The organism is Shinella curvata (assembly GCF_022899935.1).
GTDB lineage: Bacteria > Pseudomonadota > Alphaproteobacteria > Rhizobiales > Rhizobiaceae > Shinella > Shinella curvata.
In genome coordinates this window covers 1-23253 of record NZ_JALJCJ010000008.1, presented here as the reverse complement: position 1 = coordinate 23253, position 23253 = coordinate 1, and the positions used below count along the sequence as shown (strand labels likewise).

Sequence of the window (23253 nt, the reverse complement as noted above, 5' to 3'; positions counted from 1 at the left end):
GCTTCAGTCCTTGATCTCGAGGAGGCCGGCGGCCGTCGTTTCGTCCGTGATGAGGATGCCGACGAACTTTCCGCGCAGTGCGGCGTGGATGGCCTGCACCTTCTGGATGCCGCCTGCGGCCGCGACGACCTTTTCAGCGCGCGACAGGGCCGCGAGCTTCACGCCGATCACCCGGTCATGCAGGGGCAGATCGAGCGCTTCGCCGCGTTCGTTGTAGAACTGGCAAAGGATATCGCCGACCGCGCCCTTACGGCGCAGCGGCTCCACCTCGTCGGGGCTGACATAGCCGGCCCGCACCACCGTCGAGGCCGGAGAAAGCTCGCCGATACCGACGAGTTGGTAGGTGGCATTGAGCGCCATGTCGAGCAGGTTCGCGACGGCCGGTTCGGACGAAAGATTGCGCGCCACGTCCGGGTCGCGCACGACGAGCGGTGCCGGCACCAGATGCACACCACTGCCCCAATTGGCCGTGCGCATGCCGTCAACATAGGTGCTCACGCCACCTGTGAGGCTGACGAGGCCAATATTGCGCTCGTTGGCGAGATGGCCAAGCCGCTGGATGGTGTTAGAGACAGTGGCCCCCCAGCCGACTGCCAGCAGATCATCGGTCTGGAGGCGCTGCATCAGGAACTGTGCCGCGGCCTGACCCAGCCGGTCGCTGGGGTCCTGATCGGGCAACTGCGGCACGACATAGGCCTCAAGCAGCCCGTAGCGTTCCTTGATCTGCCGTTCGAGGGTGAGGCAGCCCTGATAACGCGAATTGATGCGCACCTGAATGATGCCGGAGCGACGGCCGCTTTCGAGCAGGCGCGACACCTTGATGCGCGACATGTTCAGCTTCTCGCCGATCTCGTTCTGCGTCAGGCCGTCGTTGTAATAATACCACGCGATGCGGGTGAGGATTTCCTCGTCCGTATCGGCATAACTCCATTCCCCGTTATCCACCGCCATGAAGCGCCCCTTTGGTCATTCCTGATCATTTGAATAGCAAATAAACTTTTGTCACGTCAACGCGTCCGGATCGCGAAAAAATCTTTGCGCCCTCAATTGATTGATTCTCGCCAATAAATCATATTTTGCAGCGCAATATCGGGCGTGTGTGGTGATACAGCCCGCTGTGAGCATATTGACGGCCACCCTCCACTATGATCACATGATTGGTGTAAATTACATATGAACAGGTGCAGAATGACGGATCAAGCGGCGACCGGGAGGGTCGCGCAGCTGACGGATATCTGGAAGTCCTACGGCGCCGTCCCGGTGCTGAAGGGCGTTTCGCTCGCCTTGCAGGCGGGGGAGGTGCATGCGCTTCTCGGCGGCAACGGTGCGGGTAAGTCGAGCCTCATGAAGATCATGTCGGGCGTCATTCCGGCCAATTCCGGCGCAATCGAAATCAACGACCGGGCGCTCACTCAGGCCTCGCCAGCCCATGCGCAGGAGCTCGGTCTCTATCTCGTGCCGCAGGAAGCGCATATCCTGCCCAACCAGAGCGTTCTCGAAAACATCTGCCTCGGCCTTGCCGCCTCGCCGCGGGCGCTGCGCCCGCGTGTCGAGCAGCTGGTGGCCGAGCTTGCAGTCTCGCTCGATCTCGATGCGCAGGCCGCCGCGCTCGAAATCGCCGAGCGGCAGATCGTCGAAATCCTGCGCGGCCTCGTGCGTGATGCGCGTGTGCTTATCCTCGACGAGCCCACATCCGCGCTGACGCCCTTTGAGACGAATGCGCTGTTCCAGCGGGTGCGCAAGTTGCAGGCCCAGGGCGTCGGCATCTTCTTCATTTCGCACAAGCTGCGAGAAATCCGCGAAATCTGCCGCACGATCAGCGTTCTGCGCGACGGTGTCATCGTGCTGTCTGGCCCGCTCGACAGTTATAGCGATGCGGAGATCATTGATGCCATGAGCCGGGTGCAGATCACCGAGGCGTCCGGCAAGGATCGCAGCGGCCGCAAGGTCTCGCAGATCGGCCAGCCGCGTCTCAGCGTGCGCGGCCTGAGCGGCGAGGGCTTCCGCAATATCAGCCTCGATGTCCGGGCGGGCGAAATTCTCGGCCTTGCGGGCGTCGTTGGCGCGGGGCGCACGGAATTCGCCGAAACGCTGTTCGGCCTGCGTCCACAGTCGGCGGGCAGCGTTGTCTTCGACGGCGCGGACCTCAAGAGGCGTTCGCCGCGCGTCTGCATCGACCGCGGCCTCGTCTATCTGCCGGAGGACCGCCAGCAGCACGGTCTCTTTCTCGAGGCACCGCTGTTCTGGAACGTCTCGTCCTATCTCGTACATCGTCTGCCGTTCTTCCTGCGCCCAGGCGCTGAGCGTAAGATGTTCGAAACGTTCCGGTCCTCGATGGGCATCAAGTGCACCGGCCCCGGCCAGGAAGCACGCGGCCTTTCGGGCGGCAACCAGCAGAAGGTTCTGCTGGCGAAGTGCCTGTCTGCCCGGCCGAAGGTGCTGATCCTCGACGAGCCGACCCGCGGCGTCGATGTGGCGGCGCGCAACGATATCTACGATCTCATCCGCAAGCTCGCCGCCGATGGCGTCGCCATCATCCTCATCTCGTCGGATTTCGACGAGATCGAGCAGCTTGCCGACCGCGTCAAGGTCATGGCTTTCGGCCAGTCCGGCGGGGAACTCACGGACGACATCTCGGTCGAAGCCATCGCCCGGCTCGCCTTCGGCGCTTCGGAGGCCCGTCATGCTTGATCTTTTCGCGCGCAACCGCGTTGCAACGCTTATCGTCGTTCTCGCCGTCGCCTACGCTGCCATCGGCGCGACCGCGCCCGGCTATCTCTCGGGCTCCACGGCCTCCGTGGTCATCTCCAAAAGCCTCGTCTTGATGCTGATCTCGCTCGGCACGATGATTGTCATCCTCACGCGCAACATCGATGTGTCCAGCGGCTCGGTGCTGGGCCTGAGTGCTGCGGTGCTGGGCCTCTCGCTTAATGCTGGCGCCGGCCTGTCGCTCGCCATCGTCTTCTGCCTGATGACCGGGGCTGCCGCCGGCGCCTTCAACGGGTTGATGGTCGCCTATCTCGGCATTCCCTCCATCGTGGCCACGCTCGGCACGCTCGGCCTCTATCGCGGCATCATGCTGGTGCTGACGGGAGGCCGCTGGATCGAGGACCTGCCGCAGGGTCTCAAGGCGCTCGCCGGCAATCTCGGTTTCGGCTTCTCGGCGGTGACCGTCGTGGTTCTCGCTCTCGTCGTGCTCGCCTGGGTCTTCCTGCGCAAGACGCGGTTCGGCCGCTATTTCTATGCGGTCGGCGACAACCGAGCCGCCGCGCACCATCTCGGCGTGCCGGTCAGGCGCGTTCAGTTCACCGCCTTCGTTGCGACGGGGCTTTGCGCCGCACTTGCCGGCCTCGTCTTTGCCGCACAGATCGGCTTCATCCCCAACCAGGCCGGCAACGGTGTCGAGCTGAAGGCGATCGCCGTCAACGTGCTCGGCGGTGTCAGCCTGCTCGGCGGCACCGGCTCGGTCGCGGGCGTGTTTTCCGCCGTCATCTTCATCACGTCGATCGACAGCGCGCTCGTGTTCCTGAAAATCCCGGCCTACTGGAACGACTTCATCGCCGGCGCCATCCTGCTTTCGGTGCTTTTACTTGACGGGCGCATCCGCCAGATCATCGACCGCCGTATCCGTGCCCGCCGCTATGCCGTCCATGAGCGTGGCCCGGTCCCATCCGATGAAAAGACAACGGCACAGACCTTGGAGGCGGGCCGATGAAAAAGCTGATCTTCCGCTGGGAGACCGCACTCCTTGCCATGCTGGTCGCCGAACTTGTCATCTTCGGCATCATCAATCCGCGCTTCCTCAACGTCGCGAACCTGATCTACGGGACATCCGACTTCGTGCAGATCGGCATCGTAGCCCTGCCGCTCACCCTCGTCATCATCGCCGGCGGCATCGATGTGTCCTTCGCCTCGGTCATTGGCCTTGCCGCCATCGTCTTCGGCGTCGCCACCTTCTACGGTGTGCCGCTGCCGCTCTCGATTGCGCTGGCGCTCGTCGCCGGAGCGCTCTGCGGGCTGCTCAATGCCACAATCATCCACCTGTCGAAGATCCAGCCGCTCGTCGTGACACTCGGCAGCCTCTACCTCTTCCAAGGCACCGCGACGGTCGCGTCGGGCCTCGTCGGCGCTGGTGGTTATGAGGGCATCGGCAACTTTCCGGATGTCTTCAACGCCTTCGGCTATGCCCAGTTTCTCGGCCTGCCGGCGCCGCTGGCGCTGTTCCTAGTGTTTGCGCTCGTCCTGATCGTGCTTTTGCATTTCACGCGCTTCGGCCGGGCCGTGTTCCTGTCCGGCCAGTCGGAAAGTGCTGCGCGCTTCGCCGGCATGCCGGTCGGGCGCGTGCAGACCATCACCTATGTCATCACCGGTATTTCGGCCGCCATCGCGGGTCTTGTAATGTCCGCCTATTTCGGTTCGGCCCGCGTCGACCTCGGTTCGGCGACGCTGCTGCCGGCGGTTACGGCCGCTGTCCTCGGCGGCGCCTCCATCTATGGCGGCCAGGGGTCCATCCTCGGCACGCTGATTGCCACCTTCGTCATCGGTTACCTGCAGCAGGGCCTGCAGGCCACCGGTGTGCCCAGCCAGATTTCCAGCGCACTTTCGGGAGGGTTGCTGGTTGTCGCGGTCGCATTGCGCCACGGAAGCGCCATGCTGGCCGATTTCATCGCCGTCGCCCGGCAACAGAAAAAATCCCGGGCGGCAGTTACTTCAGGAGGAGAATGAGAATGATCAAGTCCATGTTAAAATCCGGCGCTCTTGCCGCTGCCCTCGTTGCCGGCACCATGCTCGCCTCGGGCACGGCCCATGCCGAAAACCAGATCGCCTTCATCCCCAAGCTGGTGGGCGTCGGCTTCTTCACCTCCGGCGGCGCCGGCGCGACGAAGGCGGGCGAAGAACTCGGCGTGAAGGTCATCTATGACGGACCGACGGAACCCAGCGTTTCCGGCCAGGTGCAGTTCATCAACAACTTCGTCAACCAGGGCTACAATGCGCTGATCGTCTCCTCCGTCTCGCCGGACGGGCTGTGCCCGGCGCTGAAGCGCGCCATGGAGCGCGGCGTACTCGTCATGACCTGGGACAGCGACGTCAACCCGGATTGCCGCAGCTATTACATCAACCAGGGCACGCCCGAGCAGCTCGGCAGCCTGCTGGTCGATATGGCAGCCGAAGGCGTGACCAAGGAAAAGGCCAAAGTCGCTTTCTTCTATTCTAGCCCGACTGTCACAGACCAAAACGCCTGGGCGGAAGCGGCCAAGGCGAAGATCGCCAAGGAACATCCCGGCTGGGAGATCGTCACCACCCAGTACGGCTATAACGACGCGCAGAAGTCGCTGCAGACGGCCGAAAGCATCCTGCAGACCTATCCGGATCTCGATGCGATCATCGCGCCCGATGCCAATGCCCTGCCGGCCGCCGCGCAGGCTGCGGAAAACCTGAAGCGTGCCGAGGGTGTCACCATCGTGGGCTTTTCCACGCCGAACGTCATGCGTCCATATATCGAGCGGGGTACCATCCAGCGTTTCGGCCTGTGGGATGTCACGCAGCAGGGCAAGATTTCGGTCTATGTTGCCGATCACGTCCTGAAGAACGGCCCGCTGAAGGTCGGCGACAAGCTGGAAATCCCGGGCGTCGGCACCGTCGAAGTCGCGGCCAACAAGGTACAGGGCTACGACTACGAAGCCGACGGCAACGGCATCATCCTGCTTCCCGAGCGCACGGTCTTTACCAAGGACAATATCGCCAACTTCGACTTCTGATCACGCACAAGCGGCGGGCGGCTTCGGCTGCCCGCCGTATCCATTTTGAAAAACAGGACGGTACGCATGGAAAGCCGCTGGAACGACGAGACCGCAGCCCGCTACGTGGAGGCCGCCCTGGCGGCAGGACAGAGCGAGGCGCTCGGCCTTCGTATATACACCTCCCGCATCATCGGCGGCGATCCCGATCTCGTGCTGCATGGCGGCGGCAACACCTCCATCAAGGTCACGTCCGAAGGTGGCGAAGCGTTGATGCATATCAAGGGCAGCGGCTGGGATCTCGACACGATCGAGGCGCCGGGCCTGCCCGCCGTGCGGCTCGAACCGCTGCTGGAAACCCGCAATGGACCCAGGCTTTCCGATCCGGACATGGTATCGCTGCTGCGCGCCAGCCTCATCGATGCGGATGCGCCCAACCCTTCCGTCGAGGCGCTGCTGCACGCGTTCCTGCCTTTTGCCTTCGTCGACCATACGCATGCGACAGCGATCCTGGCGCTGGCCGACCAGCCGGACATGCGCGAGACCGTCCGGCGCATCTATGGCGAGCGGCTCGCCTATGTGCCCTATGTCATGCCGGGCTTCGACCTTTCCATCGTCGCTGATCGCATCTACGGCGAGCATCCGGGCTGCGAGGGCCTCTGGCTGGAGAACCACGGCCTCTTCACCTTCGCCGACGATGCCCGCGCCTCCTACGAACTGATGATCGAATTCGTCACCATGGCCGAGCAGGAGCTTGCCCAGAAGGGTGTGGCGCTCTCCGGTCCGCAGCCCAGCGATGGCCCGGAAGACACGGCTCTGAGGGCGCGGCTCGAGACGGCGCTTGTCTGTGACGGCTCGCCTTTCGCCAAAGGCGTCTTCCTCGACTATCGCTCCACCGACGCCATCCGCGCCCATGCGGATAAGGCTGATCTGGAGGAGATCAGTCTGCGCGGCACGGTTACGCCCGACCACGTCATCCGCATCAAACCGTGGCCGATGGTCATCGAGGCCGATGCGGATGCCGCCGCGATCGATGCGGCGCTTGCCTCCTATGCCGAGCGCTACAGGGCTTATTTCGAGCGCAACGCCATCCGGACCAGTGAGCCGAAGCAGATGCTCGACGTCACTCCGCGCGTTGTCCTCGTCAGGAGCGAGGGCGTCTATGCGCTGGGTGCGAGCGCAAAGGCCGCCATAATCGGCGGCGATCTCTGCGAGCAGGCGACACGCGCCATCAACGCCGCCGAAGCCTATGGCCGCTTCACCCCCATCGGCGAGGCCGACCTGTTCGACATGGAGTACTGGTCTTTGGAGCAGGCAAAACTGCAGGTCGCGAGCAAGTAGCCCCGACGCGCATCATATCCCATGTCGTGCTTGGTGGTTCGAAAGATGGAAAACCTCCACTCTCCCTGTCGCCTTGATGGGGATCGAACCGCCGGCCCCTACATAAACGTGGTCGATCAGCTTAGCGGCAGATTTTCTGGCCATTCTTGCGCGCCATGGAGTACGCGAAGAATTCGAAATGTCGTCTCGGCAACGGCGTAGGCGGCGATATAAGGCGTGCCATTGATGACGAGTTCGCGCGTCCCGGCAATTCGACCCACGCGCCCACTAGCAGGAAAATCGAGCAAGCGACGGGCGCCAGCGGCTATCCGTTCATCGATCAAGACGGCAGCGGCGGGATTATCTGCCTCGATGTATGTGAAGATGGCGTCACGATCCGATAAAGCAAAAGCAGACCAAGTAAGTTTCACGATCCTGGCACACCAGCTTTAAGGCGGGCCGCCGCTCGACGTTTGGCAAAGTGCGCCTCGGCCTCGTCGTCCGATAAATCCGGTCGAGTATCGTTTAACGCTTCGAGCACCTTGGTCCTAAACCAGGCGTCATGCGCCTCACTGCCGGATAGAAGTTCAAGAGGCAGAGCGCCCTCGTTAGCAGTCCGGGTGAGCATGATACGAACCGCATCAGATACCGTGAGGCCCATGCTTTCAAGAACGGCAGAAGCACGATCCCGGACTTCGGAATCAATACGTGTTTGTACGAGAGCGTTTGCGGCCATGGCTGTCTCCATATTCAAGGAGAATGTAATGCAATTGAATGACGTTTTCTAGCTGAAATTTCACGCCGTCATTCCCCGTTCACGGCTCTCTTAAATGCTCTTGAAGGGGTTTGAACCTATGACCAGCAGATTTCCCATATGGAAATCGCTGAAAATTCCGGACCTTCAGCTTCCTCACTAGGAGTTGAGGTGCCGGCTGCCTCGGCCCAGCAACATCTAATTCCGATCCGGAACAGTTAGGGCTTGCGGGCGTTACGCTTCCTTCAGCAAACAAGGAGGAAACAGACATGGACCACACAAATCACGTTCGCCTCGCACCCACCGAATTGACGCCCGCCGTCCTTGAAGGTGCGACCGTCTACGGCGCCGACGACCACAAGATAGGTAAGGTCGACCACGTACATGGTGCGGGCGCCGGCAGCCAGGCGATCATCGATGTCGGCGGTTTCCTTGGGATCGGTGCGAAGCCGGTTGCAGTGCCCCTGACAGATCTCGAATTCATGCGCGACGAAGATGGCGATGTCCATGCCGTCACGTCCTGGACCAAGGATCAACTCAAGGACATGCCTGAGCACAAGCACTGATCAGCTTTAATACATTCGAGAGGAGCCCGGCCGCTGAGCCGGGCTTTTTGCTTCTCCTCGTCCTCAGACCTCGATCCACACCGGCACAGGGTCACTGGTTTGCGGCCATCACCCGACAAAACGATCGACCTCAACCTGTTTGAGATCGGTAGCAAGCGCAGAGCTCAGCAGGAAGTGGTCGATGCGCAAGCCGGCATTGCGCTCGAACGAGTTTCGCCAGTATTTCTAGGCGGTGTAGGTCCGCTCATCCGGATAGAAAGTGCGGATGGGTGATCCTCGACCTCGACGGCCACGCGCTTGTCATGGGGATTGAGCGACGGACCTCTAGTCACCGCCCAAGACTTAAAGACATCGTCGAGCTCAAGGCAGGTCGTAATGCAGCCGGGTCGCATCATGCTTCTGGATCACGAAGCGACGGCGGTTCGAAACCTTTGATCTCCACATCGCCGCTCGGCTCAGCCGTCTTCTTGAATTCACGCTTCGAGTGGCAGGTCGTAAGGTGGTCAGCCGTGAATACGCAAGCTCCTACAAAACGTGAGCCAGCGACCACCGGCTCATTCCGGTCAGTGCCCGGAAACCCTGATGGCGCCGCGCAGGAGCGGTCTCTCCTTTGCCGCCATTTGACGAGGTAGCCAAATCCGGGCCCGATTAGCATACCTCCAAGCACCCAATGATAGAGGGTAAGCGGTTTTTCGTCCGGATCCTGTCCGGTCACAAACAGGATCAGACAAAAGACAGCTACGCCGCCGAGCAGAAGGACGAGCGGGAACATGATGCTATCGCGAAAACTTTGCATGGATTTCCTCATCGATATTCGGATGCTGCTCGTAGCGCGGGGGGATGATCGCCCCCTGCTGACTTTCACGTTCAAGCTTCACCGCCAAAAGCGCTTGGCATCCGTGGCGTCGTCCAGAGCCTGCTGCGCGTTGTCGATCAGTGTTGACTTGTCGGTATGGGAGATCAATTCATCCGCCCCCACAAGGTCCCTCACGGCATGGCTCTCAAGTACCTCGGGACCAGTCGCCAAATCGTTGGCAGCTGCATCCGCGGAGATCGACCCGTCCAAGGCTCGGCAAGGCTGATCGATTATTCCGGCTTGAGCTCCGTCATGGCGCGGTCGCTGCATCCATCGCCATGGGGTAGCTGCTGTGCTCGTGGATGATCTTCCAGTGTCCGTCGCGGCGTCGCAGCACGATCGTCCTGCGGTTCCAGGCGTCCAGTTCGCCGCCCTCCTTTTTGACGCCCTTCATGCGGCTCAATCCGAACACGACGGCAAGATCACCCTCGACCATCACCATGGGATTATCGAGCCTCACGGTAACACCGCCTTCCCACGTCTCGAACCAGGCGTTCAAGCCCTCAATGCCGTCGGCCGGATTTCCCGTATTCTGCAGCGGTGGCGGAAGATCGAAGAGGATTGCGCCGTTATCGATCGGCGCCACGACGGCCGCTGCATCGCCGCGCGCAGTCGCCGCATCCTGGTTCTTATGACATCAAGGACATCATTTTCGTCGGACATAATCTTCTCCTCCAACTGCAGTTAGACTTTTGAGATCGCGCACTCCTAGCCCGCGGTACGCCGTGCCTCCTCGAAGCGCATATCGGCCATTTCGTGGCTGTCGATCGTTGCACGCTGATCCGCGACCGCCTTTCGATAGGCCGGTCGGTCAAGGCAACGATCCTGATAAAGCATAAGCTCAGAGTGGGATTTGAGCAGATCGAGCCGGCGCGCGATCTTCAGCACCGATGCCATCATCAGGTCCGCAATCGTGAAGGCATCCCCGACGAGCCATTGCCGCCCATTGAGCGCGATCTCAAGCTGAGACAGCCGTTGCTCGGCTGCTGCCACGACTGCGGGACGGCGCGCTTCCTTTTGCTCGGCGTCCTCCATGAAGTATTCGACCTCGGCGACATTCATCAAGTACGGCTCGATCGAGTTCAGCGCTGCGATCACCCAGCTGAGAACGAGTGACCGGTCATTGCCCTCGGCCGGGATCAGCATCCCGGCGCGTGTTGCAACGTCGATGACGATCGCACCGCTTTCGAAAAGGGTTGGTCTGCCATCCTCTTCCAGGTAGGGCACCTGGCCGAAGGGCTGTTTCTTACGGTATTGCGAAGATGCGAGGTCGCAGGCGTCGATGAGGCGGACCTCGTATGACCAGCCGACTTCGTTCAGGATCCAGCGGGCGCGGTGATCGCGCACCTGGCCGGCGGCGAAGGCCAGCACCCATTTCATGGCGGTGATGGTGATCATGCTCTCCTCCCTTCGACCAGACTAGAGTCATCTCATGACGGCAAGAATGTCCCAGTAGCCGCTGTCGCTCTCGGCTCAGCCAGCGCCTTGATCGTTTTCCGAGTTGAGCTTCTCCGGACGGATGCCCTCATCGCAGGACTCGCCCGACGAGGGATCTCTGGAACCGACCCCACTCCCGTGATCGGCAGACCATGTCTGCGGCGTGACTGAGGACTGCAACGCATCGCTGGCTTCCCGCCAATGTCGCTCATGTTGACCGTCGGGTCGGCCTTCGGCTTCCCACCGCGCATAGGCGTCTTCCCGTAATCGTTTCTCGTCCGACATCGATATAATCCTGATTGTTCTTGTGGCCGTCAGACCCTAGACGCCGTCAGGCGACACCTTTCCCGCCTGTGACACCGTAGACTTCACCGTTGATGAAGCTGGCCTCTTTCGATGCGAGCAAGACAAACACAGGTGCAAGCTCGACCGGCTGGCCGGGTCGACCAAAATCGCTGTCCTTGCCGAAATTCTTCACCTTCTCGTCGGGCTGTCCGCCGCTTGGCTGAAGTACGGTCCAGATCGGCCCTGGCGCGACGACATTGGCGCGGATACCCCGCTCGATGAGTTGTTTGGACAGCGCTTTGGTGTAGGCGACGATGCCTGCCTTGGTGGTAGCGTAATCGAGCAAGATCGGAGACGGATCATAGGCCTGGATAGACGCGGTCGTGATCACGGCAGAACCCGCCGGCATATGCGCGACGGCGGCCTGCGCGATCCAGTGCAGCGCGTAGAGGTTCGTCTTCATGGTCTGGTCGAAATCGTCGGTCGAGAGGTCTTCGATCTTCTCACGAAACTGCTGGCGAGCGGCATTGATGACGAGGATGTCCACTCCGCCCAGTGCGGCGACGGTTTTAGCCACCAGTTCGCAGCACCACGCTTCATCCTTGATATCGCCGGGAAGCGCCAACGCCTTGCGCCCCTCGGCTTCGATGAGAGCAAGAACTTCTTTTGCGTCTGTCTCTTCGTCGGGAAGGTAGGAAATCGCGACGTCGGCGCCCTCGCGCGCAAAGGCGATTGCGGCTGCCCGACCAATGCCGGAATCGCCACCCGTCACAAGGGCCTTGCGACCTACGAGTTTTCCAGATCCGCGATAGCTCTGTTCGCCGTGATCGGGCGCGGGATCCATTTTTTGGGCCAGACCCGGGGCCGGTTGCGGCTGGTCTGGAAACGGAGGGGCGGGATACAGTGTGCGCGGGTAGGTCAACGAAATCTTGTCGGTCATTGGGCTGAAGATTCCTGGCTGAGTGTTGTGTTCGCGTGGAGCGAACGTCGCTAAAAGGTCTTTGTTCCGACGGACAAGTGCCTCCTCCACCCTGCAACCTTATGAGTTTGGCGTCGCCAATCAGGAGCCCAGATGTTTCCAATTGGCCTCGAACCTCACGCGGTGCCTAGCGGCGTGGATGCGGAGCAGACACGCCTTGCTAGGCGACTGCCCGATCGCTATTGCTTCCCAGCGCTTCCAATTAAAGAGGATAAGATGGCAACTGGTACTGTAAAGTTTTTCGCTCAGGACAAGGGCTTTGGCTTCATTACTCCGGACAATGGTGGACCAGATGTATTCGTCCACATCTCTGCTGTAGGCTTTGGCGGATCCCTGACCGATGGCCAGAAGGTTAGCTACGACGTCGGCCAAGACCGGAAGACGGGAAAGTCGAAGGCTGAGAACGTTAGCGTCCTCTGAAATAAAATCTCCGGTCTCGTCGCAAAGACGAGATCGGGGCCGATGTGACCGACGTCGCCCTGACGCGATCTGGACCGTCGACCATTACTTTTTGCGACAGGCACCAACTCAAGGGCCGACCGTTCCCTGGCGACCCAACATTCGCCGAAGACGCGCCATGTCACTGCCCGGCTACAGGCAGACTTTGGATCCGATCAGATGTGCTTATGGCCGATGAGTTCTTCCAATACACGTGCAATGCCTTCAAGAGTGTAGGGCTTCTGTATCACCGTTCTGTGCAAATGCTGTTCCGGCAGGGCTGCCTGCTCGCCATAGCCAGTCGCGAAGATGAACGGTGTCTTTCCGTCATCGAGCCGATCCGCGACCGTGAAACTCGTCTGATCGCCGAGGTTGATGTCCAGTACCGCGAGGTCCGGCGGACTGGTGTCAATGATCTCCAGCGCGCTTTCGACTGATGATGCCGTCATCACTTCAGCACCCAGACGCACGAGGATGTCTTCGGCGTCTAGCGCGATGATGAGGCTGTCCTCGACCAGCAATACCTTCTGCCCGGCCAGAAACCTGTCGTGAACTTTCTTGACGGGATGGGCAGGCGAGTGGCGTGCTTGTCGCAGCCGCTCCGGAGGCTGAGGACCGGCCCGGTCGGAAACGTGACGGGAGGGAATGAGGAAACTGGCGCTGACACCTGACGGAGCGTAATCGATCGTGGCCTTTCCGCCCAGGTCGTAGGGCACCGATCGGTTGATGATGGTCGTCCCGAACCCCTTACGGGTTGGTGGATCGACGGGAGGACCGCCTCTCTCCTGCCAATCGAACTTGAGCCCCCCATCCTCCGTCCGCGACCATGAAACATTGACAGTGCCTCCATCGGAAAGACTGCCGTACTTCGTGGAATTGGTCACCAGCTCGTGCACCACAAGCGCCATGGTGGAGTAGGCCTGTGGATTGAGTAGAACGGGCACGCCGGAGACATGGACGCGGTTTTCTCTGCCATCAAGGAAGGCACGCGCCTCGGCGTCAATCAAAGCCTGGATCGGCGCCGGCCCCCAGTGGTCATCGGTAATCTGGTTGTGCGCTCGCGCCAGCGAGTGAATTCTGCCATCCACCAGGTCCACGAAGTCCTCCACCTTGTCGGACGATGGCTTCGCCTGCCGGATCAATCCCCTGATCACGCCCAGAATATTGCGGACCCTGTGGTTGAGCTCGGCAATGAGGACTTCTTGCTTCCGGTTTGCAGCATCTCGCTGGGCGCTCGCCTCGCTGGCGAGCCTCAACACGACCTCGATGAGCGTGGCCCTAAGCGTCTCGGCGACCCGCAGCTCTGGCGCGGTAAATGGCTGACTGTGCCCCTTCACGAGCTGTTGCCACTCCGCGAAGCTTTCCCGAGGGGTCAAACGCGGACCGTTTGGCCCGTATTCCACGGGCTTGTGAGGGTCACCTGCCCAGCGTACCGATCGCACCAGTTCCCTCCGGAACAGGATTACGTAGTCGCGGGGTGAGCGGGAAATCGGGATGGCCATCATCCCCGCCGCGCTGTCGGCGAATTCAGTTGCTTCCGGCAACAGCGAAGCAATCTCATCCGTGGCGAACACTCTCGTCGCTGCAGCGCTGTTCAATGCACGGACGATTCGGGCGAACTGCTCGGTCGAAGGTGTCACGCCCCAGAAGGCATAATTTCCGTTGATCCATACACCGACGCCTTCCGCCGGGATGACATCGGTTAGGATGGTGGCGAGCCATTCAGGATCATTGAGCAGCTGCTCGTTGGTCGCCACCGCTCCCAGCAGTTGGTCGGAGATGTCGCGCGCCCGCCGCTCGTATTCCATCACCTCTTTGCGTTCCCTGCTCTCGAGCCGCAAGGAGTAGACCTGCGAGAACAGTTCGCAGACCGAGCGCGTCTCAAAGGTTGGAGATTTTGCGGCGTAGTGATGGCATGCGAACAGACCCCAAAGCTCCCCGTCTACAATGATCGAGATCGACATGGAGGCTTTGACGCCCATGTTCTTGAGATATTCTATATGGATCGGCGACACCGAGCGCAGGATAGAGTGTGAGAGGTCGAGCAGTTCGCCCTTCTCGTCTCGCTGCGGATGGATCGCCACCGGGACCGCGTCGACATCGCAAATGACCCGCAGGAGGTTGCGCTTGTAGAGCGCCCGTGCCTGTACCGGGATATCGCTGGCCGGGTAGCGCAATCCCTTAAATGATCCAATTCCGGGCTTGCACGTCTCAGCAACCACTTCACCCGACCCGTCCTCGGCGAACCGATACACCATCACCCGATCGAACCCGGTCAGGGCGCGGACCTGTCTCGCTCCCTCACTGTAGAATGCGCTTGCCTCGTCCACCGCATCGAGCCGCGAGATCATGGACCGCACCATGCTCGTGGCGTCCCCGTGCCTGGTGACAGAGGGCTGCGATTCGATGACGATCTGCCCGCTCGATCTATGGATCGCGATGTCGAAAGGAGCACCCCCACGGGTCAGTTGGGTGTCGAAGATTTTGTCGACGGCGTTCGTCCCACGCAGAGCGGCCAATCGGTTCCGCAGGCTATGGATGGTTTCAGCCAAGAAGATTTCGCTGATTGGCCTTCCGATGAGGTCCCCGTCGGCACCTGGCAGAAACTCGCCAATGTTTGCCGACGCTCGGGCCACAATCCAATCCAACGTCAAGGCGATGAGGAAACCGATGGGCTGAATGGCCCCGAGAAGGTGGATTGGCTCGCGATCGCAGTTGGTAAGATCGACGGTATAGCGGTTCATGTTGCCTTTTGCGTGGATGACGAAGATGATCGAATAGCCGAATTTATAGATTTCCGCGGCCAATAACGCCGCATGTGTGGTTTGTGTTCCACGGAGACTTCGCAGTTCCAGATGGCAATCGCATCATGCTCGCTGAGCCTCCCAAACGGCCAGTCGATTAGGCAGCCGTCCCTCGGTCGACAACCCAATAAAGGCCCACAATATCGCGGCGCACGTAGCGACCACCCTGAAGCCGAGATCACGTCGCGTTGCCAGGCCGAAGCCGTGGCCGTAACGGGTGATTTTCTGTCGCCACGTTGCGTTTCCAAGTCGATCGTGTAACGACGTCGGTGAAGACCGAGGGGTGCGGAATTGCGGGCATCGCTAACTGGACGATTGATCTCGCTGATGCTGATGTGCGTGCTGCCGTTGGCGGCCGTGCTCTTCTATAATCTTTATTCGCTTAGGCAGTCCCAGGAGCGGGGTGTCCACGATGACGCCTATCGTCTGGGTCAGGTCGCCTCTCTGGAGATTGCCCGCATTATCGGTGGCGCCGAGGACACTCTTCTGGCGGTCGCCGCCGCACCGATCGTCCGCGATTTCGATGAGAGAGCCTGTAACGCCTATATGGGTCGAGTGACCCGTGACCTGCCGCAGTTCTCCGGCATCGCCGTGCTCGACAGCGAGGGCGTCATCCGTTGCCTCCAGAATCCAAAAGGCATTGGAACCTCACTGGCCGACAAGGTCTACTTCAAGCAGAGCCTCGCTAAAGGAAAGACGGTGCTCGGCCGATTCACCAAGGGACGCGTCAGTGGCGAATTGGTGCTGCCGATCGCAGTTCCGATTAAGGACGACGCAGACAACGTGACGGGTATAGTCGCTGGCTCCATGAGCCTCAGCTGGCTGGAAAAGCGGCTGACCGAGCGCGAGTTCGCGAAAAACAGCTCCCTCACGGTGGCCGATGCTGGCGGCACGGTCATTGCCCGTTATCCGCAGCCCGAGAAGTTCGTGGGCACGCGTATTGCCGAACAGTTCCAACATCTCGTGACGGCCGTTGCGCCTGGGACGATGGAGCTGACAAGCCAGGATGGCACGCGACGCATCATCGCCTATTTCCCCGCATCCGATGCGTCGACTGGCCTGTACGTGAGTGTTGGGCTGTCTACCGCCGAGGAATATGGCGCGATCACGAGCGCGACGACGCGGGGGATCGTCGTCACTCTTCTTGCGATCGGCATCGCCGCCCTGCTGGCTTGGATCATCGGGAAGTTCTACATCCGGCGCCCGGTCGATCGCCTTGTCGCCACCGTGCAAGCGTTGCGCAGCGGCCAGCAGGCCGCCCGGACGGGCCTTGCGGAACAGGACGGCGAGTTCGGCATTGTCGGCAAGGCCATCGATGCCTACGCGGCCGAACTCACAGAAGCGCATGGGCGGACAGATATCCTCATGCGCGAACTTGATCATCGGGTGAAAAACCTCCTGGCGACGGTGCAGGTCATCATGCGGCAGACCCTCAAGACAGCGAATGTCGACCCGGCTGTTCAACGGACCTTGAGCGCCAGGCTTGCCGCCATGTCGGACGCGCATTCGGTACTGATGAAGAACGAGAGCCATACTGCTTCCTTCGTGGAGATCGTTGCAGCGGCGCTGCGACCGTTCGAAAACCCCACATCCAAGGTCATCGATATCACTGGCCCGGATTTTAACGTTGGATCCTCGACGGCACTCGCCTTCACGATGGCCCTGCATGAACTCGCGACCAACGCTGCGAAATATGGAAGCCTGAGCAATGACGGAACGGTTGATGTCGAATGGTCTTTGAAAACCGGCTTCGAAGGTGAGCTGCTGTCGTTCACCTGGACCGAACGCGGCGGTCCACCAGCTTCGCGGCCGGAGGCCGAGGGCTTTGGAAGCCTGATGATCCGCCGGATGCTGGCCGACCAGCTGCGCGGCGATGTGCATGCCGACTATTTGGAAACAGGCCTTGCGCTGACGCTGACGGTGCTGACCTCAAATCTCAGAAATTGACTTGGAGAAGCACTCGGTCGGACGGGACTGGAACTCGCCTGGCATTGCGTTGTCCACTGCGAGAAAGCGGAAAAACCGATGTGTTTTCCATACCGTCGGGTCCGGGTGACACGACCGAGCCTTCCTATCCCTAAGCCTTAAACGGACGGATTGTTCCGACTATAGTCCCAGGCTGCCTAAAGCGGACGGATCATAGGGCTTGGCGAGGAAACGTGCCTCATTCGGCATGTCGTCTTCGCACGGCTCCAGACGACCGGAGGTGATCACGATCTCGATTTGGGGCCAGCGTTCTGCGACAATCGCGGCCAGCTCGAGGCCGCCGAGATGAGGCATTTCTATATCGGTGAATAGGACCGAGACCGCCGTGAGTGTTTCGAGGATGCCGAGCGCCTCCCGTCCGTCGGACGCCTCAAGCACTCTGAAACCCATGTCCTCGAACATGCCGACGGCGTCCATGCGGATGAGCGGCATATCCTCCACCACGAGAACGGTTTTCTGAGTATGTTGACACGAACCCATGGGGTTTCCTTGCAAGTTCTTGAACGCCGGTTCATCGGGCCTACCGACGCACATTTATGAAACGTGCTATTCGGTTGGATAATTCGGATTGGTCGTTTGTGCAACGAGATGCTGGCGTGATGGTAAAATCGCGCGGCCCGTTCGAGGATATCGTGACTTTTCTCAGGTCGCTTCGAACCGCAGTTAACGCATCTCGTCCCCTTCTGGACGGCGATGGAGTTGAAAACCCGCCACTGATTGTGCGGCTGGAACGGGCTCGATCAGCGATAGTTCCCGAGAGCATGCTCAGCGTGGACTGGTGGCGGTAGCGCTGGACGCGATCATTTGCGAAAGGCAAGATCGCGTTGCGCCATCATTTGTCGGCCCGGATTCGCTCGGACTAGGCTGTCGGAGCGATTTGCCATACATGCAGTGCGACGAAGACGAAGGGCCAGACATAACTTGGCCAGCCGTCATCGTCCTATTCCGCGCCTTGGAGATTTCCGATCCGCGCGCTGACTTCGCACACGAGTCCCGTACTGTTATAGGCCAGAAAAACAACGCCCGAACCGACCAGACCTGCACTGATGAGCCGCGACCCAAATCCGGTCTTTGTGGGCTTGACGATCTCGGGCCCCTTCGATTCTCGCCAGGTCAATCGCAAGACCTCATCTTCGGCAGATTGCTCGACGCGCCAGGACACGTCCACCTGCCCTGAACCAACGGAGAGTGAGCCGTGTTTCAGCGCGTTCGTCGTCAACTCGTGTAGAAGGAGAGCCAGGCTGAGTGAAGCCTTCGATCCGATCGCGATGTCGGGCCCGTCGAGGCGCACTCGCCCCGCCACGCCCGCTCCATTGACCGCAGCTGCGGCCACGTCGCCGAGAAGTGCTGATTGCCAGCTGGACTGGAGAAGGATGTCATGAGCCGAGCTGAGCGCCATGAGCCGTTGCTGCAGGGTCTGAACCCTTGCCTGATCGCTCGAGCCCCTGAGGGTGTGAGATGAAATCGCCGTCACCATTGCGAAAAGGTTCTTGACCCGGTGCCCGAGTTCACCTGTCAAAACCTTCTGCAGTTCTTCGGTCTCCCGCAGCACGGATACGGTCTTCTCAAGCTCCGCCTCCCGTGCACGAAGCGCATTTTCGGCCATTGTGCGGTCCAGAAGGTCCGCAGCCTGTCGTGCGAGAATGTCGAGCAGCCTCAAGTCCCGTTCCGAAGGTTCATGGGGTTCGCTCCAATGCGTAGAGATCATCCCGAGCAGCGTCCCTTGCCGAGACCGTAGGGGTGTCGTCTGGGCAGACCGGATGCCCGCTCTGCGGAAGGCCAGCAGGTCATCGGTGCCCGCGATCTGATCCCAGGCCTCGAAATCGGAGATAATCGCTCGCCGGCCACTCTTGAGGGCGGCGGTGCAACTGCTGTGCGCCGTCGGTCGAACGAATTCCCAAACAGCTCGGTCCTGGGGGGCCAGCCCACGCGAGATTAGAAGCTCGAGCCCCTTGTCGGATCCATCTTCAGATTTTCTCAACAGTTGCATGGTGCCAAACTGCGATCCGGTAATGGACATAGCGGCGTCGACGATCTTGCCATAGAGGGCCGTAAGGTCGTGCTCTCCGATCAGGTCCATGCTGATGGCGTGAAGGAGCTCGATGTCACTCGGCTCGCGCCGATTCAGCTCGTTATCCACGTCAGCGGCATTCGCAACAATACGAAGCATGGTCATTCGAGTCCCCCGACTTTGTGCCGCGACAATAACGCCGATGTTCAGTCATAGTTCCGTTGCCGCCGAAAGAAATGTGGGTCGCGCAATCATCTAATTACGACTGAGCGGTCGGGCTATTGAGGGGGCCAAACCATTTGACGTCGGAGATGCAGAACGGCATAAGCCATTTCGGAAAATCAGCAGGTGAGCGCATCTATGCAGCAGCGAGAAATCATCGTGCCCGAAGCAATGAAGCTCATACCTGAACGCATCGGCTATGCCCCCGGCGTGAAAATCGGTGGCTTTCTGTTTTGCTCCGGGCAGATCGGACGGACACCTGACCTCGAGGTTGTCGTCGATCCAGAGGCGCAATTCGTCGCAGCGTGGGAGAACCTCAAAGCGGTCCTTCACGAAGGCGGGTGCTCATTTGATGATATCGTCGAACTGACAACCTACCACGTTGACATCGCGGTTCATTTGCAGCTCTACAAAGAGGTTCGGGACCGCTACCTTCCTAGAGCACAATCGACATGGACGGCTATAGGGATCAGTGCGCTGGCTCACCCAGCGATGTTGCTGGAACTAAAATGCATCGCTATCGCGCCCCAAGCGCATGAACGGCCAGGGCCTTAAAATCAGAAATGGGACCTTCCAGTGCCGTTGAAAAGCTCTGAACCAAAGCTGTCCTATCCAGATAGACAAGCCGCTTGATGTTGCGGCTCATGGTGCTGGCGATACGTCTTTAGCCGCTCGCCATATGAGATGACGAGCAAGACCAATCTGAGGCAAAACAGGCCGCCCCGTTGGAGCGGCCAGTGCCGGCGATCAGGCCGCAGCCGCAGTGCGGGCATCGTAGTCGGCGGTCCATTGCAGCGATGGCCGCTCGCCGCAACGTTGCACCCAGGCTCTAACCACATCGCTGTCCGGCGTTGCTGCGGGGTACCAGGCAAAGGGCGAATGCAGCAGCAGATCGACAGCTGTGTATCGCTCCCCCATCAGATAGGGGCTATCCGTGAGCGCGGCTTGGAGGCGCGCCGCCAGTTCCGACGGGCTGCGGAAGGTGAAATCCACGAAGGGATGCGAGATCCCGGCTGCCTGCATGATCAGCACGGGCTCGACGACGCCAGCATACCAGGCAAGCCAGCTCAGATACCGACCGCGCTGCGGATCACCGGCAATTGGAGCCATCTTCTTCTCCGGGAAAAGGTCCGTCAAATACTGAATGATCGCGATGCTCTCCCAGATGACGACACCGTCATGCACGAGTAGCGGCACCTTGCCTTCCGGATGCGGATTCTGCGGATCCTTGCGGCCGCTGCCATCGCCACGGGTGATATCGACAGTCTCGATCGCGACCTTGTCGATGGCGTCGAGTTCGCGAAGCAGAGTGACGATACGCGAAGAGCGCGAGCGCGGAGAGTGAAAGAGCGTCAGCATAGGCTGGATCCTTGTTGCGTTTGCCAATGCGGATCTTCTACAGTCGGCCAACTGCCATTTTCCGTCAGTAGGCTTCCTCTATCCTCCAAAGTCATGGCCCGTAGTGATCGCCTCTTCCGCCTGCTCCAGGCGCTTCGTACTCTCCCCTCCCCGGTGACGGCCGCGCGCCTCGCCGAGGAGACCGGCGTGTCCTTGCGCTCACTCTACCGTGACATCGACAGCCTGCGCGCTGCAGGCGCCGTCATCGATGGCGAGCGCGGCTTCGGCTACCGGCTGACGGAAGACATCGCACTGCCGCCGCAAACCTTCACACAGCTTGAGATCGAAGCCCTCGTGCTCGGTCTTGCCGAGGTGCAGCATATGGGCGAGCCGGCTCTCGCGGCGGCCGCAGGTGCCGTGCTTTCGAAGGTCACGGCAACGCTGCCCGATCGGCTACAACGCCAGGCACTGCATGCCGCCTCGCAGGTCTATCGTTTCGAACGCCGCGATCCGCCGATCACCGATGTCGGCCTTCTGCGCGAGGCCTGCTGGCAGGAGCGCGCCGTGGTGATAGGCTATGTGGACGCAGGACAGCAGCGGACCGACCGGCAAGTGCTGCCGCTGGCGATCGTCTATCTGGAGCGGATGCTGGTACTGCTTGCCTGGTGTTGCCTGAGGCAAGACTTCCGCAAATTCCGCGTCGATCGGATCGCCGATATCCGGATAACGGAGGAGAGTTTTCGCCCCCGCCGGGTTCCGATGCTCAGGGATTTTGTCGATTTCCTAAACGCCGGCGCGCCGGAAGCCTCGAAGATGACCTTGAGCGGCAGATAAGCGAAACGACGACGCGGCCCGTCTCGCTACGGGGCGGGTAAGACATCTTTCCGTAGTGGTGCCAGGAGGCGAACTCGCTCGATCGACTAGTGGGGCGCTTTTGGTGAACGCTTAGCAAGGACGGCAGCGATTAGTGCATCACCGAACTCGGGCCTCACGTCGCAGAGTTAATAATCATGGTCGGCTGACATAACGCGCGAGCGCGAACTAGCGCAGTGGATCGATAATAATGGCTGCTTCTCGGGAGATCGATCATTTTGCACCCCCGTCTGATAGAACAGGCCGGGGACGGGTGATGATGGAGGAGTTCCCGCTGTCGCCGGCGATCGGCTGGCGCGGAGTTTTTTTCACCAGGTCCAGCTCCATCGCGAGCTGGCCGACCTTGCGTTCAAGCGCCGCAATGTGGGCCTCGTACTCGGCAATAACGCTAGCCTCTGCTTCCTCATCGTTCAGTTCGCCGCGATCGAACTGCGTCAGCCATAACTTGATGAGGTTTGCCGAAACGCCATAGGTGCGCTGCGCATCGCGCCGTCCAATGACGCCGTTTCGGATATCCTGGCAAAGCTGCAATTTGAACGGCGTGGAATGCCGTCGATATGGACCTCGGGACTTCATGAGCCTTCTCCGATTGAGGCCCGCAGAGTGTATCAGTTTTTCCGAGTCCCGCGGCCCAGCCCGAGGCGTTCACTCCAACGCCGGGTCAGTTCTCCGTGGCAATCAACATCCGGTCTCATGTGTCGCTCTAAAGAGGTCATCTGCGCAGGAGACTTTTGTGCGCTGCCTTGGAGATGATGGACCCGACATTGGCTGCCGACCTGATCCGAAATCAGCTATCCGCGGCTCCCGCGCGCGGAACTGGAGCACGCATGCTACCGGGCGGCAAGCGGTGGAACTGCGTAGCCTTCCCGGCCGAGGGCATCGTGACCCTTCCCGCGCGATGCGATCTTACTTCGGTTCAAAGCGGCTGAGCATCTGCCTCAGTTTATCATTCTGAAGCCGAAGCTTCGCGGCCAGCTGAGACCGGAGGTGCAGGATCTCGCGGTCCAGCACCCGAACTGGATCTGGCCTATCTGGCTCCGCTTGTCCAGCCAGGCCGCGCCCACGAACGACTAGGCACGGTGGCCCGTGCGCGTCATCCAAATTGGCGTTGTCGCCAGCTCCGGCCGAAAGGCAATCTGTTCGCCGGCAAGACCGTCGACGGTCATCACGAGGACCGAAGCGGTCTAAAACAGGACCTAGGCGGTGGGCCGCGGGAGAACTTACCGATGCATGGGTTTTTGTGATCAAGCGTCGCAGCTTGCGCCTTTCGGTGCGGAAGAATGACCCCGGCTTTGGTAGATCAATATGCTCTTTAGTTCATAGTTTCTCCGATTTCCATTAGGGTCGATCGTCGGAGCCGATCATGGGGTCAATCACCGCCACGAAACACAACGGATGTGTGATGGAGCCACGTGAGGCAATGTCACTCGACGCGAACTAGTCGATCGCATTGCTGAGGGATTAGAAGGTCGCTCCGGCTCCTATTTCACGGTGGCGGCGTGACAACAGACGCACCGCGGCTCTGCTCCATGGATCAGCTCCGCTTGCATATCATCGTGCGGGAAGTATTGACCTGCCACTGAATTTTCATCCGGCTGCGATTAGAGCCTCGGTGGTTTTTGATACGCCAAATGGCGGGGTGGGAG

The 23253-nt window shown here is 60.4% G+C and carries 21 protein-coding genes and 2 pseudogenes; 10 read left to right on the top strand and 13 right to left on the bottom strand.

Annotated elements, in window-relative coordinates:
* Positions 1–3 precede the first annotated feature (3 nt).
* On the bottom strand, positions 4–951 hold the full coding sequence (locus tag MUU55_RS25110) for a sugar-binding transcriptional regulator (RefSeq protein WP_244763526.1): 948 nt from the start codon (positions 949–951) through the stop codon (positions 4–6).
* Between the two features lie 237 nt (positions 952–1188).
* Between MUU55_RS25110 and lsrA the strand changes: the two genes are divergently transcribed.
* The 5 genes from lsrA (at position 1189) to MUU55_RS25085 (ending at position 7079) form a co-directional block, all read left to right on the top strand.
* Positions 1189–2691: an autoinducer 2 ABC transporter ATP-binding protein LsrA gene (gene lsrA, locus MUU55_RS25105; protein WP_244763525.1), complete on the top strand. Its 1503-nt coding sequence runs from the start codon at positions 1189–1191 to the stop codon at positions 2689–2691.
* Positions 2684–3715 (top strand): ABC transporter permease subunit, encoded by a 1032-nt coding sequence (locus MUU55_RS25100; protein ID WP_244763524.1) that lies wholly within the window; start codon positions 2684–2686, stop codon positions 3713–3715. The genes lsrA and MUU55_RS25100 overlap by 8 nt, the downstream gene beginning before the upstream one ends.
* Positions 3712–4725, top strand: coding sequence for an ABC transporter permease subunit (locus tag MUU55_RS25095; RefSeq protein WP_244763523.1), 1014 nt, complete (start codon positions 3712–3714; stop codon positions 4723–4725). The genes MUU55_RS25100 and MUU55_RS25095 overlap by 4 nt, the downstream gene beginning before the upstream one ends.
* Positions 4726–4727: 2 nt before the next feature.
* A complete protein-coding gene (lsrB, locus tag MUU55_RS25090) occupies positions 4728–5759 on the top strand; it encodes an autoinducer 2 ABC transporter substrate-binding protein LsrB (protein WP_244763522.1) in 1032 nt (343 codons plus the stop codon).
* Between the two features lie 66 nt (positions 5760–5825).
* Positions 5826–7079: a class II aldolase gene (locus MUU55_RS25085; protein WP_244763521.1), complete on the top strand. Its 1254-nt coding sequence runs from the start codon at positions 5826–5828 to the stop codon at positions 7077–7079.
* A gap of 116 nt (positions 7080–7195) precedes the next feature.
* Here MUU55_RS25085 and MUU55_RS25080 read toward each other — a convergent pair whose 3' ends face one another.
* Entirely contained in the window at positions 7196–7489 is a 294-nt protein-coding gene (locus tag MUU55_RS25080) for a type II toxin-antitoxin system RelE/ParE family toxin (protein ID WP_244763520.1), read from the bottom strand.
* Entirely contained in the window at positions 7486–7794 is a 309-nt protein-coding gene (locus tag MUU55_RS25075; protein WP_244763519.1) for a type II toxin-antitoxin system RelB/DinJ family antitoxin, read from the bottom strand. Before MUU55_RS25075 ends, MUU55_RS25080 begins: the two co-directional genes overlap by 4 nt.
* Before the next feature lie 287 nt (positions 7795–8081).
* Between MUU55_RS25075 and MUU55_RS25070 the strand changes: the two genes are divergently transcribed.
* A complete protein-coding gene (locus MUU55_RS25070; protein WP_244763518.1) occupies positions 8082–8378 on the top strand; it encodes a PRC-barrel domain-containing protein in 297 nt (98 codons plus the stop codon).
* Positions 8379–8644: 266 nt separating this feature from the next.
* On the opposite strand, the pseudogene MUU55_RS25060 reads toward MUU55_RS25070, so the two are convergent.
* From MUU55_RS25060 to MUU55_RS25040, 5 genes and pseudogenes are all read right to left on the bottom strand, one after another.
* Positions 8645–8928: pseudogene (locus MUU55_RS25060) on the bottom strand (DNA polymerase ligase N-terminal domain-containing protein); the annotation flags it as partial.
* 556 nt (positions 8929–9484) lie between these two features.
* Positions 9485–9847: pseudogene (locus tag MUU55_RS25055) on the bottom strand (YybH family protein); the annotation flags it as partial.
* Between the two features lie 95 nt (positions 9848–9942).
* Complete coding sequence (locus tag MUU55_RS25050) at positions 9943–10632, bottom strand: glutathione S-transferase family protein (protein ID WP_244763516.1); 690 nt, start codon at positions 10630–10632, stop codon at positions 9943–9945.
* Positions 10633–10707: 75 nt separating this feature from the next.
* The gene (locus MUU55_RS25045) at positions 10708–10956 is read right to left on the bottom strand and encodes a DUF2934 domain-containing protein (protein WP_244763515.1); all 249 of its coding nucleotides are present in this window, start codon (positions 10954–10956) and stop codon (positions 10708–10710) included.
* 46 nt (positions 10957–11002) lie between these two features.
* Positions 11003–11896: an SDR family oxidoreductase gene (locus tag MUU55_RS25040; protein ID WP_244763514.1), complete on the bottom strand. Its 894-nt coding sequence runs from the start codon at positions 11894–11896 to the stop codon at positions 11003–11005.
* 255 nt (positions 11897–12151) lie between these two features.
* Between MUU55_RS25040 and MUU55_RS25035 the strand changes: the two genes are divergently transcribed.
* Entirely contained in the window at positions 12152–12355 is a 204-nt protein-coding gene (locus tag MUU55_RS25035) for a cold-shock protein (RefSeq protein ID WP_244763513.1), read from the top strand.
* A gap of 194 nt (positions 12356–12549) precedes the next feature.
* Here the strand turns inward: MUU55_RS25035 and MUU55_RS25030 are convergent, their stop codons facing one another.
* Positions 12550–15117 (bottom strand): HWE histidine kinase domain-containing protein, encoded by a 2568-nt coding sequence (locus MUU55_RS25030; RefSeq protein WP_244763723.1) that lies wholly within the window; start codon positions 15115–15117, stop codon positions 12550–12552.
* 351 nt (positions 15118–15468) lie between these two features.
* Here MUU55_RS25030 and MUU55_RS25025 point away from each other — a divergent pair, with 351 nt between their 5' ends.
* Positions 15469–17124 carry a sensor histidine kinase gene (locus MUU55_RS25025; RefSeq protein WP_244763512.1) on the top strand — a complete coding sequence of 552 codons (1656 nt, stop codon included), beginning with the start codon at positions 15469–15471 and terminating at the stop codon, positions 17122–17124.
* A 159-nt stretch (positions 17125–17283) separates the two neighbouring features.
* Here MUU55_RS25025 and MUU55_RS25020 read toward each other — a convergent pair whose 3' ends face one another.
* Positions 17284–17643 carry a response regulator gene (locus MUU55_RS25020; protein ID WP_280519117.1) on the bottom strand — a complete coding sequence of 120 codons (360 nt, stop codon included), beginning with the start codon at positions 17641–17643 and terminating at the stop codon, positions 17284–17286.
* Positions 17644–18103: 460 nt separating this feature from the next.
* Positions 18104–19339, bottom strand: a complete 1236-nt coding sequence (locus MUU55_RS25015; protein ID WP_244763510.1) for a sensor histidine kinase — start codon at positions 19337–19339, stop codon at positions 18104–18106.
* Positions 19340–19534: 195 nt separating this feature from the next.
* Between MUU55_RS25015 and MUU55_RS25010 the strand changes: the two genes are divergently transcribed.
* Positions 19535–19951, top strand: coding sequence for a RidA family protein (locus tag MUU55_RS25010; RefSeq protein ID WP_244763509.1), 417 nt, complete (start codon positions 19535–19537; stop codon positions 19949–19951).
* A gap of 192 nt (positions 19952–20143) precedes the next feature.
* Here the strand turns inward: MUU55_RS25010 and MUU55_RS25005 are convergent, their stop codons facing one another.
* Positions 20144–20755 carry a glutathione S-transferase family protein gene (locus MUU55_RS25005; RefSeq protein ID WP_244763508.1) on the bottom strand — a complete coding sequence of 204 codons (612 nt, stop codon included), beginning with the start codon at positions 20753–20755 and terminating at the stop codon, positions 20144–20146.
* 93 nt (positions 20756–20848) lie between these two features.
* Between MUU55_RS25005 and MUU55_RS25000 the strand changes: the two genes are divergently transcribed.
* Complete coding sequence (locus MUU55_RS25000) at positions 20849–21568, top strand: helix-turn-helix transcriptional regulator (protein WP_244763507.1); 720 nt, start codon at positions 20849–20851, stop codon at positions 21566–21568.
* Positions 21569–21820: 252 nt separating this feature from the next.
* Here MUU55_RS25000 and MUU55_RS24995 read toward each other — a convergent pair whose 3' ends face one another.
* Positions 21821–22183, bottom strand: a complete 363-nt coding sequence (locus MUU55_RS24995) for a transposase (protein WP_244763506.1) — start codon at positions 22181–22183, stop codon at positions 21821–21823.
* Between the last annotated feature and the right edge of the window lie 1070 nt (positions 22184–23253).

Excerpts from the sequence above, each read along its gene's own strand:
- lsrB (WP_244763522.1), top strand. The coding sequence starts at position 4,728 with ATGATCAAGTCCATGTTAAAATCCGGCGCTCTTGCCGCTGCCCTCGTT.
- MUU55_RS25050 (WP_244763516.1), bottom strand. The coding sequence starts at position 10,632 with ATGATCACCATCACCGCCATGAAATGGGTGCTGGCCTTCGCCGCCGGC.
- MUU55_RS25020 (WP_280519117.1), bottom strand. The coding sequence starts at position 17,643 with ATGGGTTCGTGTCAACATACTCAGAAAACCGTTCTCGTGGTGGAGGAT.
- MUU55_RS25035 (WP_244763513.1), top strand. The coding sequence starts at position 12,152 with ATGGCAACTGGTACTGTAAAGTTTTTCGCTCAGGACAAGGGCTTTGGC.
- MUU55_RS25045 (WP_244763515.1), bottom strand. The coding sequence starts at position 10,956 with ATGTCGGACGAGAAACGATTACGGGAAGACGCCTATGCGCGGTGGGAA.
- MUU55_RS25005 (WP_244763508.1), bottom strand. The coding sequence starts at position 20,755 with ATGCTGACGCTCTTTCACTCTCCGCGCTCGCGCTCTTCGCGTATCGTC.
- MUU55_RS25110 (WP_244763526.1), bottom strand. The coding sequence starts at position 951 with ATGGCGGTGGATAACGGGGAATGGAGTTATGCCGATACGGACGAGGAA.
- MUU55_RS25085 (WP_244763521.1), top strand. The coding sequence starts at position 5,826 with ATGGAAAGCCGCTGGAACGACGAGACCGCAGCCCGCTACGTGGAGGCC.
- MUU55_RS25095 (WP_244763523.1), top strand. The coding sequence starts at position 3,712 with ATGAAAAAGCTGATCTTCCGCTGGGAGACCGCACTCCTTGCCATGCTG.
- MUU55_RS25015 (WP_244763510.1), bottom strand. The coding sequence starts at position 19,339 with ATGACCATGCTTCGTATTGTTGCGAATGCCGCTGACGTGGATAACGAG.
- MUU55_RS25100 (WP_244763524.1), top strand. The coding sequence starts at position 2,684 with ATGCTTGATCTTTTCGCGCGCAACCGCGTTGCAACGCTTATCGTCGTT.
- MUU55_RS25075 (WP_244763519.1), bottom strand. The coding sequence starts at position 7,794 with ATGGCCGCAAACGCTCTCGTACAAACACGTATTGATTCCGAAGTCCGG.
- MUU55_RS24995 (WP_244763506.1), bottom strand. The coding sequence starts at position 22,183 with ATGAAGTCCCGAGGTCCATATCGACGGCATTCCACGCCGTTCAAATTG.
- MUU55_RS25000 (WP_244763507.1), top strand. The coding sequence starts at position 20,849 with ATGGCCCGTAGTGATCGCCTCTTCCGCCTGCTCCAGGCGCTTCGTACT.
- lsrA (WP_244763525.1), top strand. The coding sequence starts at position 1,189 with ATGACGGATCAAGCGGCGACCGGGAGGGTCGCGCAGCTGACGGATATC.
- MUU55_RS25030 (WP_244763723.1), bottom strand. The coding sequence starts at position 15,117 with ATGAACCGCTATACCGTCGATCTTACCAACTGCGATCGCGAGCCAATC.
- MUU55_RS25040 (WP_244763514.1), bottom strand. The coding sequence starts at position 11,896 with ATGACCGACAAGATTTCGTTGACCTACCCGCGCACACTGTATCCCGCC.
- MUU55_RS25070 (WP_244763518.1), top strand. The coding sequence starts at position 8,082 with ATGGACCACACAAATCACGTTCGCCTCGCACCCACCGAATTGACGCCC.
- MUU55_RS25010 (WP_244763509.1), top strand. The coding sequence starts at position 19,535 with ATGCAGCAGCGAGAAATCATCGTGCCCGAAGCAATGAAGCTCATACCT.